The 16,006-nt window shown below is 69.4% G+C and carries 13 protein-coding genes; 5 read left to right on the forward strand and 8 right to left on the reverse strand.

Going from position 1 to position 16,006, the window contains the following annotated elements:
• Nucleotides 1-18: 18 nt before the first annotated feature.
• Nucleotides 19-1,089 carry a hypothetical protein gene (locus HUA78_RS03605; protein WP_174453153.1) on the forward strand — a complete coding sequence of 357 codons (1,071 nt, stop codon included), beginning with the start codon at nucleotides 19-21 and terminating at the stop codon, nucleotides 1,087-1,089.
• A 60-nt stretch (nucleotides 1,090-1,149) separates the two neighbouring features.
• Here HUA78_RS03605 and HUA78_RS03610 read toward each other — a convergent pair whose 3' ends face one another.
• The 3 genes from HUA78_RS03610 to epmA are packed head-to-tail and all read right to left on the reverse strand — an operon-like array spanning nucleotide 1,150 to nucleotide 3,580.
• Nucleotides 1,150-1,839, reverse strand: a complete 690-nt coding sequence (locus HUA78_RS03610; RefSeq protein WP_174453152.1) for an inorganic pyrophosphatase — start codon at nucleotides 1,837-1,839, stop codon at nucleotides 1,150-1,152.
• Nucleotides 1,836-2,579, reverse strand: coding sequence for a 1-acyl-sn-glycerol-3-phosphate acyltransferase (locus tag HUA78_RS03615; RefSeq protein ID WP_141645496.1), 744 nt, complete (start codon nucleotides 2,577-2,579; stop codon nucleotides 1,836-1,838). Before HUA78_RS03615 ends, HUA78_RS03610 begins: the two co-directional genes overlap by 4 nt.
• Nucleotides 2,576-3,580 (reverse strand): EF-P lysine aminoacylase EpmA, encoded by a 1,005-nt coding sequence (epmA, locus tag HUA78_RS03620; RefSeq protein WP_174475673.1) that lies wholly within the window; start codon nucleotides 3,578-3,580, stop codon nucleotides 2,576-2,578. Before epmA ends, HUA78_RS03615 begins: the two co-directional genes overlap by 4 nt.
• Nucleotides 3,581-3,610: 30 nt before the next feature.
• Between epmA and HUA78_RS03625 the strand changes: the two genes are divergently transcribed.
• Complete coding sequence (locus HUA78_RS03625; protein ID WP_174453149.1) at nucleotides 3,611-5,386, forward strand: chromosome segregation protein SMC; 1,776 nt, start codon at nucleotides 3,611-3,613, stop codon at nucleotides 5,384-5,386.
• 75 nt (nucleotides 5,387-5,461) lie between these two features.
• Here the strand turns inward: HUA78_RS03625 and HUA78_RS03630 are convergent, their stop codons facing one another.
• The 4 genes from HUA78_RS03630 to HUA78_RS03645 all read right to left on the reverse strand — a co-directional run bounded on the left by HUA78_RS03630 (nucleotide 5,462) and on the right by HUA78_RS03645 (nucleotide 10,763).
• The gene (locus HUA78_RS03630) at nucleotides 5,462-6,514 is read right to left on the reverse strand and encodes an SPFH domain-containing protein (protein WP_174475674.1); all 1,053 of its coding nucleotides are present in this window, start codon (nucleotides 6,512-6,514) and stop codon (nucleotides 5,462-5,464) included.
• Nucleotides 6,515-6,735: 221 nt separating this feature from the next.
• Nucleotides 6,736-7,536, reverse strand: a complete 801-nt coding sequence (locus HUA78_RS03635) for an ABC transporter permease subunit (protein ID WP_141645500.1) — start codon at nucleotides 7,534-7,536, stop codon at nucleotides 6,736-6,738.
• Between the two features lie 3 nt (nucleotides 7,537-7,539).
• Nucleotides 7,540-8,457, reverse strand: a complete 918-nt coding sequence (locus HUA78_RS03640; protein WP_174475675.1) for an ABC transporter ATP-binding protein — start codon at nucleotides 8,455-8,457, stop codon at nucleotides 7,540-7,542.
• Nucleotides 8,454-10,763 carry a glycosyltransferase family 39 protein gene (locus HUA78_RS03645; RefSeq protein WP_174475676.1) on the reverse strand — a complete coding sequence of 770 codons (2,310 nt, stop codon included), beginning with the start codon at nucleotides 10,761-10,763 and terminating at the stop codon, nucleotides 8,454-8,456. Before HUA78_RS03645 ends, HUA78_RS03640 begins: the two co-directional genes overlap by 4 nt.
• A gap of 237 nt (nucleotides 10,764-11,000) precedes the next feature.
• On the opposite strand from HUA78_RS03645, the gene HUA78_RS03650 reads away from it, so the two are divergent.
• The 3 genes from HUA78_RS03650 (at nucleotide 11,001) to HUA78_RS03660 (ending at nucleotide 14,253) form a co-directional block, all read left to right on the forward strand.
• Nucleotides 11,001-12,260 carry a hypothetical protein gene (locus tag HUA78_RS03650; RefSeq protein ID WP_174475677.1) on the forward strand — a complete coding sequence of 420 codons (1,260 nt, stop codon included), beginning with the start codon at nucleotides 11,001-11,003 and terminating at the stop codon, nucleotides 12,258-12,260.
• A 2-nt stretch (nucleotides 12,261-12,262) separates the two neighbouring features.
• Nucleotides 12,263-13,138 (forward strand): hypothetical protein, encoded by an 876-nt coding sequence (locus HUA78_RS03655; protein WP_174465912.1) that lies wholly within the window; start codon nucleotides 12,263-12,265, stop codon nucleotides 13,136-13,138.
• 116 nt (nucleotides 13,139-13,254) lie between these two features.
• On the forward strand, nucleotides 13,255-14,253 hold the full coding sequence (locus tag HUA78_RS03660; protein ID WP_174475678.1) for an RNA ligase (ATP): 999 nt from the start codon (nucleotides 13,255-13,257) through the stop codon (nucleotides 14,251-14,253).
• A gap of 49 nt (nucleotides 14,254-14,302) precedes the next feature.
• Here the strand turns inward: HUA78_RS03660 and HUA78_RS03665 are convergent, their stop codons facing one another.
• Nucleotides 14,303-15,946 carry a rhomboid family intramembrane serine protease gene (locus HUA78_RS03665; RefSeq protein WP_254623534.1) on the reverse strand — a complete coding sequence of 548 codons (1,644 nt, stop codon included), beginning with the start codon at nucleotides 15,944-15,946 and terminating at the stop codon, nucleotides 14,303-14,305.
• Between the last annotated feature and the right edge of the window lie 60 nt (nucleotides 15,947-16,006).

A 16,006-nucleotide genomic window follows, 5' to 3' on the forward strand; every position in this document is an offset into this window, starting at 1 on the left:
CCCGAAAGGCAGGCCCGCATGACGTCGCTCCTCCGTCGTGTTTCCGATGTCCTCGTCCTCACTGTCGTCGCGTTGACCTTCGCGTTGCTGCCCGGCTGCGGTGAGGGCTCTTCGGAAGACGACCCGTTCGGAGAGGCGCGGCGGGCGCTGCTCGATGGCGTGGGCTCCACGGCGGCGCGCGCGGCGCTGACGAAGCGGTGGGCACCCATCCACTACCAGGACGTGGACGTGACGGGCTCGCACTCGCTCAGCGGCAAGTCCGACTTCCTCACCCGCGTGGACTTCGACGGGGACTGGAGCGGGACGAACAACTGGGACAACACGGGCTCACGCGTGCTCTCCGCGCATGCGTATCAGTCCGTGGTGGAGACGAGCACGCACTGGTACCTGCTCTACACGTTCTTCCACCCGCGAGACTGGTCCGACAGCATCTTCGACACCGAACATGAGAACGACGGCGAAGGCGTGCTGCTCGTCATCCAGCGCGACGGCAGCGAGTACGGCGCGCTCGTCGGCGCGGTGACGGTGGCGCACAAGGACTTCTTCTCCTTCGTGCCCTCGGGCAGTCCGCTCGGCTCGGGCTCGGAGTCGCTCGACGGCACGCTGTCGCTGGCCTCGTTCGAGGGACAGCTCCACCCCATCACCGCGCAGGAGGCCAAGGGCCATGGCCTCAAGGCGTGGCCCGCGTACGACATCGTCGGTGACGGCGTGAAGTACTTCCCGTCCCTCTCGCTCGCCGAGCAGCCCTCGTCCGCCACGGACTCCGACGTGCGCTACAAGCTCGTGGACATCTACGGCGCGGAGGGGCTCTGGCCGAGGCGGGAGCTCACCACGCTGTTCTCCTCGTACGGGACGTTCCGGGGAGACACCAGCGGCGGCTGCGGACTCGTGGCGGGCAACTGCGGCTCGAACTCCGCCAACTCGCCCTGGGGCTGGGATGACCAGAACGACGGTCCCATCCTCCGAGGCGAAATCGCGAATGATCCGGCGAAGCTCGCGGCCTGGTACTTCAGCCCGGCGTCGCAGTTCTCCACGACGTACACCTTCAACCCGTTCAAGGGCATCGGCACGGACCCGAACCAGCCCTGAGCGGCGAGGCCCGACGACGCGGAGCGGGACTCACTCCCGCTTCCGCGCGTGGCTTCGACGTCAGGACGCGCGGGACTTCCGAGCGGGGCGACGCGTGCGGCTGCGCACCGGCGTCGAAGGGGACTGACCGTAGACACGGTCATAGTCCTTCATGCTCCGGCGGATGACCTCCATCGCCTCCGGCCTGTCGTAGACCTCCGCGATTTCGACGCTGCGCTTTCCCTCACCGGGAATCTGCTTGTAGGTGAGGAAGTAGTGCTTGAGACGGTCCAACAGCGGACGCGGGAGCTGGGCGATGTGCTGCAGCTCTCCGTAGACCAGGTCGGACTCGAGCACCGCGATGATTTTGTCGTCCGCCTCGTTGCCGTCGATCATCCGGAAGCCGCCGATGGGCACCGCGCGCACCAGGAGGTTGCCATTGCTGACGACCTTCTCCGTCAGCACGCAGATGTCGATGGGGTCCCCATCGCCCTGGATGTTCTTCACGCCCGTGCGCTCGGCGCAGCGCTTCGCCACCAGCTCGTCGCAGTACGTCTGGGGAATGAAGCCGTACAGCGTCGGGCACTGGCTGCTGAACCGCTGCGGCCGGTCCAGCTTCAAGATGCCTGACTCCTTGTCCATCTCGTACTTCACCGCGTCCGTGGGGACGATTTCGATATAGGCGGTGACGATTTCAGGAGACTCGTTCCCGGGGGTGATGCCGTGCCAGGGATGAGCCGCGAACGACTTCTGAGGTGCTGACTTCTTCATGTGGGTACGTCTCCCGAGCGCCTGCACGCCTCGGAGTAGAGTTGCGCGACCGCGTCTTCCAGCTCGCCCGTGAGCGCGTCGCGGTCTTCAATCGTCAGGCCCTGCGTGGGGATGGGCTTGCCCACCACCAGCGCCACGCGCTGGCCCCACTGCACCGCCCGTCCTCCCTTGGGAAGGATGAGCCGCGTCCCCGACACCGCCATGGGCACCACCGGCACGCCCGCCTGGATGGCGAGCGTCGCGGCCCCCTTCTTGAACGGCCGCAGCCGTCCGTCCTCGCTGCGAGTGCCCTCGGCGTAGAAGAGCACGCTCACCCGCTCGCGCAGCGCCGTCACCGCCTCCTCCAACCGGGCCCGGTCCTCACTGCCGCCGCTGCGCGCCACGGGGATGTTGCCCGCCCGCCGCAGCGCCGCGCCGAACACCGGAATCTTGAACAGCTCCGCCTTCGCCACGAAGCGCGTGTGCGTCTCCACGTACGCCATGTTCAGCGGCGCGTCGTAGTGCGACTGGTGGTTGCACACGAAGACGACGTGGCCCTCCGTGGGAATGTGCTCCAGCCCCACCGCCTCGTGACGCACACCCGCCGACGCCAGCACGCCCCGCGCCCAGACCCTCAGGGCCTTGTCCGCCTCCCGGTGCGCGCCTCCCACCGACAACGCGGAGATGACCGAGGAGAACACCCCCGTCAGGCCCACTGCTGAAACACCCGCGAACGCCGTCCGGACGATGTCTCGAATCACACGAACTCGTGGGCGGGGAACAGGAGCACGTCCGAGATGCGCTGGACCCCGAGCAGCAGCATCAGGATTCTGTCGAGCCCCACGGCGATTCCCGCCGAGGGCGGCATTCGACCTACTGCGTCAAGGAACCGTTCGTCCAAAGGATACACGGAACGCCCCAGCTTGCGCCTGAGGTCCTGTTCCTCGAGCAACCTCGCCCGCTGCTCGGCTGCGTCCGTCAGCTCGGAAAACCCGTTCGCGAGCTCCAGGCCCTTCGCGTACAGCTCCACCCGCTCCGCCACCGAGGCGTCCCCGGGCTTCAGGCGAGAGAGCGCCGCCATGGACGCCGGGTACTCGATGAGGAACGTGGGCCGCTCATGGCCCAGCCCGAGTTCCACGCGTTGCAGGAAGAGGTGGAAGAAGACGTCATCGAAGCTCTCCGCGTCGCCCGTCCGCACGCCAGCGGCCTCGGCGGCCCGCTTGAGCGAGGGCCCGTCCGAGTGCACGCGGATGTCCACGCCCGTCGCCTTGAACACGGCGTCGCGCACCGTCAGGCGCTCGTAGGGCGTGCGCGTGAAGAAGGCCGGGTCGGCGCCGGGCTCACCTTCCGTGGTGGAGCGCCCCGCTTCGGCGAGCGCGCCTTCCAGGTCCGCCATGATGGCGTGGTAGTCCGCCTGGGGCCGGTAGAACTCCAGCATCGTGAATTCCGGATTGTGCGTGGCGGAGACCTCGCCGTTCCGGAACACCTTGCACAGCTGGAAGAGAGGGCCGGCCCCGTCGGCGAGCAGACGCTTCATCGCGTATTCGGGGCTGGTGTGCAGATAGAGGGTGCGCGCGGTGCCGACGTCCGTCTCGGGGATGAAGCCCGCCTCGAAGGCGTTGATGTGCGGCTCCATTCCCGGCGTGGGGATGAGCACCGGCGTCTCCACCTCCAGATACCCCTGGGCGACGAAGAAACGTCGAAGGGCGGAGTAGAGGGCCTGGCGTCCCCGGGCGGCCCGCCATTGAGAAAGGTTGGGCATGGGCCTGTCGGAAGTAACATGAGGCCCGACATGCACCCAAGGATTCCCCTCCTCCTCGCTGTTGCCCTCTGCCTCAGCGCCTGCCCCAAGGGGCCCCCCGCCGACTCCCGGCAGCCTCCCACGGAGGAGCAGCGCCTGACGACGGATGTGCGCGCGCTGGCCTCGCGAGCGGAGACGTTGCTGGAGGCGCAGCACCGGCTCGTCTGGGTGTTCTGGACGGAGGGCCGCCACGTGGACGTCTCCGGGACGTACGCGGGCCAGGAGGACCTCTTCACGCTCGACAACATCCGCAAGGTGGACCGGCTGCGGCAACTCACGCAGGACGCGCGCGAGGTGCGCGCCCTCACCGCGCTGCACTCGCACTTCGCCGGCGAGTACCTGTCGCACGCGCTGGCCGAGTACAACGACGCGTCCGCCAACCTGGAGGCGTCACTCACCTTCACCGTCGACGGCAAGGAGCTGCGCTACCGGGATTTGGAGCGGCTGCTCGCCAACGAGCGGAGCGCGGCGCGGCGCAAGGCGCTGTACACGGCGGCGACGCCTCCGCTGGAGCGACTCAACCAGACGCTGCGCCGCAAGGAGGAGCGCGCCGAGGAGCTGGTGAAGGAGCTGGGCTTCCCCTCGTACGAGGCCTTCGGCAGCGAGCTGCGGCAGGCGGACCTGGGCAAGTTGAGCGTGCTGGCGGAGGAGATTCTCCAGGCCACGCAGGCGCCGTACCGGTTGGTGATGGAGCGGCTCGCGCAGCGTGAGCTGGGAGTGCCCTTCAAGGACATCACCCGCGCGGACATCCCCCGGCTGTTCCGCTCGCGCGAGGTGGAGGACGCCTTCCCGAAAGGGGAGTCCCTGCTCAAGGCGCACGGCACATTGTCGGGGATGGGCCTGGACCTGGCCGAGCTGAAGAACGTTCAAATCGACGCGCGGGAGTTGCCGCGCAAGAACACCCGGCCGCTGGCGTTGGCGGTGCGCGTGCCGGACGATGTGCGGCTGTCCTTCAAGCCGGGCTCGGGCGTGTTGCATCAGGCGCGCGTGCTGCATGAGTTCGGGCACGCGCTGCACTCGGCCTTCACGAAGGAGACGCGCTTCGAGCTGGCGCGGCTGGGCAACCCCACGGTGGGCGAGGCGTACTCGTCGCTCTTCGAGGACCTGCTGGAGGACCCGGTGTGGCTGGAGGAGCACGCGGGCGTCAGTGGAGACCAGCGCTCGCAGTACCTGGCGGCCTCCAGCGCGCACAAGCTGTACCTCATCCGCCACGCCGCGGGCCGGCTCCTGTACCAGTTGGAGCTGCACCGGCGCGTGGAGGTGGACCCGAAGGAGCTGTACCGCCAGGTCATGTCGCGCACCGACGACATCCCGATGACGGATGAGGACACCGCGCGCTACCTGGTGGACCAGGAGGACTTCTTCCAGTCCGCGGACAGCTTCCGCGCGTGGTTCCTCGCGGGCCAGCTCCAGGCGCAGCTCAAGGCGCGCTTCGGTCCCGCGTGGTGGCACGCGCCGCAGTCGGGTGAGTTCCTCAAGGCGCTGTGGGCGAAGGGCAACGCGCTGTCCTCGCGCGAGGTGGCCGAGGCCATTGGCGAGAAGGGCATCGAACCGGACGTGCTGCTGTTGCGCCTGGGCACCACGCTCCAGGTGCCCATCCGGCTGAACCTGGAGGGCGTGGAGGACAGCATCCTCCCCGCGGCGCCCGGCCTGGAGGGATTCACCCAGCCCGCGCCGCCTCCGGGGCTGGAGGAGTTCACCGCGCCGCAGGGGACGCAGCAGGGCCCCACGCTTCCGCCCAAGGCGGGCACCGGCGACGGCCGCTAGAAACACGAAGGGCCCCCGCCCACATGGGGACGGAGGCCCTGACGGTGTGCCGGGGAGGACTTCCTCCCGAGCGGACTACAGGAGCTTCATCAGCTCCGCGCGCTTGGCGTTGTACTCCTCGTCGGAGAGGACGCCGGCGTCCTTCAGCTCCTTGATTTCCTTCAGGCGCTGCGCGGGGCTGCGCGTGTCGGCGGGAGCCGCCTGCTGCGCGGGCTCCTGGGGGCGCTGCTGCTGGCCCTGCTGGTTCTGGTTCATGAACTGCTGGGCCATTCCGAAGCCCATGCCCATGCCCATGCCGCCCAGCGCGTTGCCGGAGCCGCTGCCGTCACCGCCCTTGGCCATGCCCTCGGCCGCGCCCAGCATCGCCTGGCCCTGCGCGTACTGCTGGAAGCCACCGGCCAGCCGGGAGTAGGCGACGTCCTTGGAGAGCTTCTTCAGCGTCCCCTCGTCCTCCTCCTTGATGCTGACGTGGAAGTTGCCCATCCGCACCACGGTGAGGCCGTAGCCGTCCACGTGGGGCTTCAGGCCGCTGATGACCTCGGTCTCGATTTCCTCGGTGTACGCACCGCTCGTCACGTCGAGCAGCGGCCAGCGCTTCTTCACCAGCAGCTCGGCGATGCGATCTCTCGTCACCTTGAGCACCTGGTTCTTGAACCAGCCCAGCAGCTCCTCGTTGCTGGAGCGGCCCATGCCCACCAGGCCCACCACGAGCTTCTCCGGGTCCGTCACGCGGATGGAAAAGTCGCCGTACACCATGGTGCCGATGCCCAGGCCCGTCTCCGGGTCCCGAACGTCGCCAATGGGCCCGCCGAACTTCACGCCCGCGAACTCGCGGACGGAGACGAAGAAGACCTCGGCGACGAAGAGGTTGCCACCCGTGAACTTCTCCACGAGCGCGGACAGGAACGGGATGTTGTTCGAGTCGAGCTGGTGACGGCCGGGCCCCAGCTTGCCCTCGACCTTGCCGTCCTTGACGAAGAGGGCGACCTCATCGGCGTCGACGGTCAGCTGGGTGAGCATCCGGATGTTGTTCTCCGGATACTTGTAGATGATCTCCCCCTTCGCCGTGTCCGCGCGAGCGATGAAGTTGCGCTTCGCCTCACCCTTGATGGTGTCGAAGATACCCATTGCTAGTCAGCGCCTCCGTGGCCGCCATGGCGGCCGGCAAATCCGCGCCCCCACCCGACCCTCTCTAAGAACATGGCGTCCGTGACGAAAGCGCGCCCGCTTTCCGCCCGGCAGCCCTCCCTGGAAGATGCCAGTTTCACTGGCGATTGCCTAGCCGCTCGCCCGCCAGGCGGCCCTGGGGTGGCCGCCGGTGAACGGGTGGGAGGCCTCCCGGGGGAACTTCAGCCCCAGCGGCTGACCAGGCGCTCGCGGTCCAGCAGGCGGATGCTGGCGAAGAGGAGCACCACGTCCAGGACCAGCACCACCGCGCCCTGGAGCGCATAGAAGCCCAGCCCGGCCTTCAGGACGCCGGCCACCTGCCCGCCCACCATGCCGACGAGCGGAAGGACGACCAGGGCCGAAATCTGCTGTGCCATGCGGGCCTCGCTCACCCGCGCGGAGATGAGCACCGCGACGCCGTTGCCGAAGAAGGCGAACAGCGGGGCAATCACCAGCACGCCGAAGGTCCACAGGGCGTTGGGCATCAGGGGCCCCTGCACCATCGGCCACGCGACGATGTCCACGCCCACGCAGAAGATGATGAAGGCCACCCAGGTAATCACCACCGCGGGCACCAGCGCAGCCAGGCTCTTGCCCGCCACCAGCTCCGCGGCCGTCACCGGCGAGGCGAGCAGCGGCTCCAGCGTGCGCCGCTCCTTCTCTCCCGCGACGCTCTGGGACGCGATGAGGATGGGGACGAAGACGGGCATGACGAGGAACAGCCCGAACCAGTCGGTGAGCGTCTTGTCGATGAGGAAGCGCGCCGCGCTCGCGCCCAAGGGCAGCGTGGGGTCATAGAACTGGGCGACGCTGCGCAGGTCGGCCCTGTTGGGCGTGTTGACGTACGTCCACACGACGACGATGGGCACCAGCACCATGACGGCCGGCAGCACCGCCATGGAGACGAGCAGCCCCACGTTCTTGCGCAGGTCCAGGAAGTCCTTCCAGAACACGGCCAGGGCTCGACGCGGACGGAATGCCATGGCTCAAGCGCCCTCTTCACGAAGCAGGTCCAGGTACACCTCTTCCAGGGGACGCTGCGCCGGCACCGCGCTGTGCACGCGCGCGCCCGCGCCCACCAGGCACGCCAGCACGTCTGGCGCGTGGGCCTCGTCCTCCAGCATGACGCGCAGCCGCATGCCCTCGGCCAGCACGTTGGGCGCGAAGGGCAGCGACGTCAGCGCGTTGCGGAAGCGCTCCGCCTCGCCGTCCACCCGCACGTCCAGCGACTGCCCCGAGCGCCGCAGCTCCCGCACCGGCCCCATCAGGAGCAGCCGCCGCTTCACCACCGCGACGCGCTCGCACAGCCGCTCCACCTCCGAGAGGTTGTGCGAGCAGAGGACAATCGTGCGCCCCTCCGATGCCAGCTCCGCGACGGCGTCGCGCACCGTGCGCGCGGACTCCGGGTCCAGGCCGCTGGTGGGCTCGTCCAGGAAGATGACGCGCGGGTCATGCACGAGGGTGCGGACGATGGCGAGCTTCTGACGCATGCCCTTGGAGAAGCCCCCCACCGGCTCCTGCTCGCGGCCTCCCAGGCCAAAGCGCTCCAGGTAGTGCTGCGTGCGCGGCCACGCCTTGGACTCGTCCAGTTCGTGCAGCTTCATGAAGAAGCGCAGGTTCTCCCGGGCGGTGAGCCGCTCGTAGAGACCGGGCTGCTCGGTGAGCAGCCCCACCACCTTGCGCAGCCCCTCGCCGTCGCGGTCCGCGCGGTGGCCCCACACCACGGCCTCCCCCTCGCTGGGGGTCAACAGACCGGTGAGCATGCGCACCGTCGTCGTCTTCCCGGCGCCGTTGGGCCCCAACAGGCCAAACACCTCACCGGGCCGCACGTGGAAGGTGAGCCCCTCCACGGCGACGCGTTCGCCGAAGCGCTTGCCCAGACCCCGGACGTCGATGCCGCTCAATCGATGGTCACCAGGACGAACTTGTTGTTGATGTCCTTGTCGACCGGGGTGACGACCTTGTCCGCGCCCACCGCGCTGCGCAGCGAGGAGAGCATCTTCTGCTCGGCGAGCACCCACTCGCGACCGGGCCGAGCGACGAGCGAGCGCAGCTTCGCGTTGTAGTCACCGCTGCGGTACTGCTCCACGGTGTTGCTGGAGTAGAGCGTCTCGCCGCGCCAGTTCATCAGGTACGCGACGATGGGCTCGCCTTCCTGCCGCTGCGAGTAGTAGCGCCAGAAGAGGTCTCTCTGCGTCCAGTGGTGGGACAGGTCCACCCAGTGGTTCCAGTTGAACCAGAGGGCGAAGCCGGCGGCCAGCACCCAGAAGGTGCCGAACAACATCACCCGCGCCCGCATCAGCGTCGCCACGACGGCCATGGCGCCCGCCACCGCGAAGACGAAGCCCAGCGCACCCTTGATGTTGACGGGCTCCGACAGCGAGCGCAGCAGCGAGTCCTCACCCGCGGGATTCTTGAAGCCGCGCACCGCCAGCACCACGCCCGCCAGCGCCAGCACCGCGGCCAGGGCCTGGAGCGACGCGCGACCTTCCGTCTTCGGGCGCAGCGACTGCCACCCGAGGAAGCCGCCCACCACCGCCACCGCCACGCCCACCAGCCCCGTCGCGGACACCTTCGCGCCGGACGCCACCGCGGCCAGCGTGGCCGCGCCACCCAGGAGCATGAGCAGCGCCACCGCGCGCGAGCCCGGCGTCACCTTCTCACGCGTCTTGGGCGAGAACGCCTCGAACGACAGGTAGACGCCGAAGGCGAGCAGCACCAGCGTGACGAGGTCGCCCGTCCAGAGCGCGCGGGAGAAGAACGCGATGGGCTTGGTGACCAGGTCCTGCGGATAGGGCCGGTCGTAGTTGTAGACGAACAGGTCGGTGAAGTTCTTCGGGTTCTCCGCCAGGTCCTTGCCGACGAGGACGAAGAGGACCAGGCCGAAGATGAGGCTCACCGCGTGCGCGGAAATGCCCTCTTCCCAGAGCCGGTCGATGAAGAGCGCGATGAGGACCGCGAGGCCGGGCAGGACGGGGAAGACGTAGTGGTGGAACTTGGTGGCGCTGGAGGCCAGGAGCCAGAAGGAGAAGGCCACCCACACCACGGCGATGATGGCCAGGTGGTCCGCCTTCTTCTCCGAGCGCAGCTTCAGCTTCGCGATGATGGCGAAAGCGCCGGGCAGCAGGGCCACCCAGGGGAAGATGCCGAAGCCCCCCTGCTCGATGAAGTAGATGAACGTGCCACCCGGCGTGGTGGTGTGCACGCCCGCAGTGAGGCGGTTGAGGTGGTCGTGGACGAAGAAGCGGTACCAGAAGAGCTTGCCCTCGTCGTCCACGCTCTTGAAGAGGGACATCACCACGTACCAGGGCGCGGCCACCGCGAAGAAGACGAGGATGCCCGTGCCCAGGTGCATCTTGTGCATCTGCGCCCACAGCACCGGCATGGGCTGGCGGCCCTCTCGGACGTCCTTGCGGAAGCCTCCGTCCGTCAGCCAGCGCAGATGCGCATCGAGGCTCGGCCCGTCCCAGGGCATGACGGCCAGCGCCGCGTAGAGCACGAGGATGACGGCGGGCAGACCCACGCCCAACAGGCCCTTGGCCAGCGTGGACAGGCCCGCGAAGAAATAGAAGCCGTACCACCAGGCGGCGCGGTGCTTCGTCGTGTCATCGAGCTGGCCGATGAGCGCGCACGCCATCGCGCAGACGAACGTGGTGACGAACGGCGTGTCCGTCACCGTCTGCCGCGTGAGCAGGAAGTACAGCGGCATGGTGGCCAGCACGAAGCCGGTGGCCAGGCCCGCGCGGCGGTTCACCACGCGCGACACGGCCAGGGACAGGAGCGTCACGGCGGTGATGCTCAGGAGCACGAAGGGCACGCGCATGCCCCACTCGGTGTACAGCCCGAGCTGGCCTCCCGAGCGCACCGTGCCCACCACCTGCATGCCCAGCGCCTGCATCCACATGGTCAGCGGCGGCTTGGAGAAGAACCACGCGTTCTCCCAGAAGGGATACAGGTAGTCGCGGCGGACGATCATCATCCGCGCCACTTCGCCGTAGTGGGTCTCCCAGCAGTCCCACAGGCCCACCGCGCCCAGGTAGGGGATGAAGAGCAGGCCCGCGAAGAGGGCCGTGGAAAACACCACCCGGGTGGTGGCGGAGAGCGCGAGCCACCGCTGCATCCACCGCGCCGAGAAGGTCTCCTTGCCGAGAATGGCCTCGGCGAAGGTCTGCTCTTGCTGCTGTTCCTGCTGTTCGCCGTCGCTCGCCACGGGTGAAGGGCTCCTTGAGTCGTTTCGGGCGGTTGCCTGCGCACCACGGGCAGGACGCGGCCTTATATCCCCGCCACCCTCGCCGGTCGACCTCCGCCGGAGGCACACCGTGAGGCAGCGTGCGCGCCATTGTGCAGGAGCCTGCACGAAGGTGGGAGGCCCACATGGAGGGAGCCCGCCGGGCGAGCGGGGGCACGGGCCTTGTATTGCCCGCCCCCGTCCAGATTTGGAGGCTCCATGCTCGTGTCCGCGGTGACGTTGGGTTGTGCCCTGCTCCTGGGGCAGGTGGAGGGTGGCCCGCCCGCTGAGGTTACCCCCGTTGAGGTCGCCCCCGCCGAGGTCGCGCCACCCATCATCCAGCCGCCCGCCGTGCCGCTGCCCTTCCAGGACTCGGAGCGGCCCGCGCTGTGCCTGGAGCTGCCGCCGACGCCGAACGTGCCCTCCGGCCAGTGGCGCGCACAGTGCAGTCACGAGCAGCGTCGCTGTCTCATCACCCCGCGCCGCGAGCTGGATGTCGACGGCCAGGAGACGGAGCGCTTCCTGGAGCGGGTGCGTCCCTGCGTCCCCGAGGAGGCCGCGCCCGTCCCGAACGAGGAGCTGCGCACGTACCGGCTGGAGCCCTCCATCGCGGACGCGCCGCCGGGCTGGTATCGCGACGAGCGCGGTCGGGTGATGCAGTTCAACTTCGACCTGCACCGGCGCGTCTGGCTGGGCGGCGCCTGGAGCCCGCTGTGGCCCGGCGACGAGGCGCGCGAGGACCGCGTGCGCCTGGACTTCGGCATCGCGCTGGAGCTGGCCGCGCGCAAGCGGCTGCACCGGCTGCACTTCCTGGAGACGGAGCTGTCGCTCGGCGAGCCCTCCATCGACTTCTCGCTGCTGCGCTACGACTTCAGCGTCGAGCGCGATGAGCCGCTCTTCCGGATAACGACCTTCTTCGGTGAGCCGCGACGGTACGACGTCAGCATCAACCTGGGCGTGTGGCTGGAGACGCTGCGCGTGGAGGACCTGGAGCGCGGCCAGGCCCGGGGTGGGTTCCTCACCTGGGGCACCCTGCACGCCACCCTGGACCTGTGGCACTCGCGAGACCTGGTGTCCTACGTGCGCGTGCGCGCGGGTCCCTCCGCGGAGCGCGACTACGAGAACGGCATCAGCACGTTGGTGCCCGGCGCGGCGCTCGAAGGCAACCTGACGTTGGACCGGGATGGGTTCCACCACCTGCGCTTCGGCGTGGAGGCGGAGAAGGTGCTCCTGTCGCGTGCCGTGGAGGGTCGTCCGCTCAGGCCCGAGCGGCTCAGGCTCTCCGCCGGTTACGAGCTCATCCTGCTGGCCATCAACGACCAGCCGCTGAGCCTGGTCGCGGACGCGCGCGGGGTGTGGCGCAACGACATCGCCTTCCTGCCGGAGCGTTGGGAGTGGTCCGCCTCGGCGGGCCTGCGCTTCTCGCTGTGGGCCCCCGCGCGCCGCTCCGCGCCCATCGCCGAAAAGGCCCGGGATTGAACGTGCTCGCGCTTGGACTCGCATTGCTCCTGGCCTCGGCGCCAGGCGCGGGCCCTCCGTCACCGGACCCGTGTCTCCCCACGGACTCGCGGGGCGAGCCGTTTCCCACCTGCTTCGACCCCGGGGATGGCTGGGTGGTGGGCACGGGCGCGACGGTGCGCGACGGCGTGGGGGCGCTGACGCTGCACTCGAGCGTGCGCATCCGCACCGGGCGCACCAGCCGCAGCAAGGGCACGCCCTGGTTCACCAACCACCGACTCCTGGGCGTGGACCTCTGGGATGGCGAGCGGCGAGGCTGGGGCTTCACCGCCTATGACGGACTTCTGCGTCGCCACCTGGAGGAAGGCTTCATCCTGATTCCCACCGCGCGGCCGGTGCGCATCCCCTTCCCGTTCGACGTGACGGTGGCGCTGCGCGCCGCGCACCTGGAGCGGCGCGAGTGGGAAGGTCCAGGGTGGACGCTGGAGACGGGGCGCATGGGGCTCCTTGTCGACCCGCTGCGCTCGGAGACCGGGCGCGCCTGGCTCGGCTTCGGCCCGGTGGCGAGCCACACGCTGCGCCGCGCGGGAGACACCACCGAGCACGCGCTGTCTCCCTTCACCTCGCTCATGTTCGACCTGGGCCTGGAGAGCGAAGATGGACTGTGGGCCCTTCGTGCCTCGGGGCTCGCGGGGTGGACCCTTGGCCTCGAAGGTGGAACGGACTTCCGCGCCCGCGCCGATGCCTCCCTGGAGCGCGTGTTCCTCGCCGTGGCGGACCAACCCGTGGCGCTGCGGCTCTCTGGCGGCTACGTCGTGGGTGACGCGGGCCTCTCGCGCCGTGACGAGTGGACGCTCGGCGCGGGCATCGTGGTGCGAGCCTTCAGCGCGCGGTGGTGAGTCCGCTGTGCCCGAAGCCCAGGGATTCCTGATATCGAGGCACCGTCAGCCGGAGCCTTCCAGGGCGTCGCTCGGGAGCCCCGGCCCTCGCCGGTGGCGAGGAGGGAGGTCCCGTCATGGAGAGAAAGCTCGTCTCGATTCAGCGCATCGACCACCTGGAGGCCATCCCCGGAGCCGACAACATCCTGAAGGCACGGGTGATGGGCTGGGACGTGGTGGTGAGGAAGGGCGAGTTCGCCCCCGGTGACGCGTGCGTCTTCTTCGAAATCGACAGCCAGCTTCCGGAGGGCGCGCCCTGGGCGGAGTTCCTCAGGGCCCGGAGCTTTCGCGTGAAGACCGCGCGACTGCGGGGCGTGCTGTCCCAGGGGCTCGCGCTGCCCACGTCCATCCTGGAGGGCACGGTGCCCCCCGAGGGCACGGACGTGCGCGACAGCCTGGGGGTCGTGAAGTACGAGCCGGCACCGCCCGAGGGCAGCGACGTGGCCGGGCCCTTCCCGGGCGAGGTGCCGAGGACGGATGAAATCCGCCTGCAGTCGGCGCTCGGCGTCCTGGACGAGCTTCGAGGCCACGACTTCTTCGTGACGATGAAGCTGGATGGGACCTCCGCGACGTTCTTCAAGCCGCTCGACGGCCCGCTGGTGGCGTGCTCCCGGAACTGGTCTCTGCGACCCGGAACGAACCGGGCGTGGACCGTGGCGAAGCGGTACTCGCTGGACACCGCGTTGCCTCCGGGCTTCGCCATCCAGGGGGAGCTGTGTGGCCCCGGCATCCAGAAGAACCGCCTGGGACTCGCCGAGGTGGACCTGTTCGTCTTCAGCGTCCACGACACCCGGACGGGACAGTTCCTGGGCCATGCGGACTTCGTCTCGTTCTGCGCGCGGCACGGGCTGCGCACGGTGCCGGTGGAGCACGTCATCACGGGCGAGGACGCGCGGACGTTCGACCAGGGACTGGAGCACTACCTGCGGCTCGCCCAGGGCCTCTACCCGGGCACGAAGAACCGCAAGGAGGGCATCGTCATCCGCCCGCTCGTCGAGCGGCACTCGCCCACGCTGGGCGGCAGGCTGTCGTTCAAGGTCATCAACAACGACTTCCTGCTCAAGGACGAGGACTGAGGCCGGGCAGAGCCCACGGCTTCCCGAAGGAGGCCTCGGAGCCAACGCGTCAGCGCGGCGTTGGACTCGAGGTCTCTCGGGGAATCGAGGACGGAGACGCTTCCAGCACCGTCCTCAGCGCGGCTTCGGCGGCCCGCAGACGCGCATCCTGTGGGTCCACGCGTCGCGCCTCTTCCAGTCGCTCCAACGCCCGGGGAAGCGCGCCCCGGGCCAGCTCGCACCGTACGCCCGCCTCCAGCGCCCCCGTGTCCGAGGGGCCATAGACCTGGGCCTCGTCCGCCGCATGACACCCCTCCTCCACGCGACCGGCATCGAGCAGCGCGCGTGCGAACTCCACCCGAGCGCCCACGTGCGAGGGTGACAAACGCACCGCCTCCGCGAGCGGAGTGACGGCCTCCCGGGACAACCCCAGCCGCCGCAACACCGCGCCCAGCTCCCGCTGAGGTCCCGGTGCTCCGGGCGACAGCAGCGCCCGCCCTCGCGCCTCGCGCAGCACCGAGGGTTCGTCGAAGCGCAGCTCCGCCACCATCCGGCCCACGACTTCCTGATACGCGGGCCACCGCGCGGGCCAGGTGAAGACGAGGCGATAGACCCACTCTCCCCGAGGCACGAAGAAGGCGAGCAGGTGGCGCCCTCCATCGGGCCCTTCGAGCTCCGCGCGCAGCCGCTGCGCGACACGTCCTCCCACCAGCGTCCGCGACGGCCCTTGCACCGACAACGTCCGCCCCTCGGGTCCGGGCGCGCCCAAGGGCAGCGTCTCATCGTGGAAGTGCCGGGCCTGCGCCAGACCATCCACGGGCTCGCCCGCCTCGATGGCCTCCGCGGAGAACGTGGCGCGCCCCAGTCCGGGCAATCCATTGGAGAAGGTCCTCCGTCCCTGCCTGTCCACCTCGCCCCGCCAGCCTTCGGGCATCGCCACCGCGACGCCGAACCCGTCGTCCCGCTCCACGCGCCAGCCCGAGCGCTCCATCACCACCCCGCCCGCCACGAACAGCGCCGCGAGCACCCCTGCCAGCGGCCTCGCCAGACTCGTCCGAGAGGCCCGCTCGGAATCGCGTGGATCCAGGAACGCTCCCGCCAGCAACCCGGCCACCAGTCCACCCAGGTGCCCCGCGTTGTCCACGCCCACGGAGGTCCAACCCATCCAGAGGAACACGAGCACCGTGGGAAGTGCGCTTTCCCCGGAGAGCCACCGCACGCGGAAGCCCGGGCGCGAGCGGTGACGCCGGCCCAGCACCAGCAGCGCGCCCATGCATCCATAGACGAGCCCGGAGGCACCCACGCTCACCGCGCCCGACCAGGCGAGCGAACTCGCCATCGTGGTCAGTCCGGTGGCGATGAGCAGCGCGACATAGTCACGACGGCGACAGGCTCTTTCGAGCGCCGTCCCCGCCGCCACCAGCACGGTGACATTGAGCGCCAGGTGCAGCGCATCCCGGTGCAGCAGGTTGGCCGACAAGAGCCGCCAGACCTGCCCCGCCTCGAGCACCAGCGGCCCTGCCTTCGCGCCCCAACGCACCAGCGCGTCCACGTCGATGGGACCCAGGGCAACGAGGACCCCGTGGACAGCCACCAGGAGCCCCGCGAGGGCCAGGGTGACCCAGGGAATCGGACGAGCGCTCCCTTGGCCGGCCGATTGACCGATGGACAACAGACCCGGCTGCCCCGCCTCCTGGGGAGAAAGCCCTGTCATTTGAGGGGGATGCATGACTTGTGCGTTGAAAGGCCGTTCTGCTATGACTGTACGCGGATC

The organism is Myxococcus sp. CA033, from assembly GCF_013336625.1.
Taxonomy (GTDB): Bacteria; Myxococcota; Myxococcia; order Myxococcales; family Myxococcaceae; genus Myxococcus; species Myxococcus llanfairpwllgwyngyllgogerychwyrndrobwllllantysiliogogogochensis.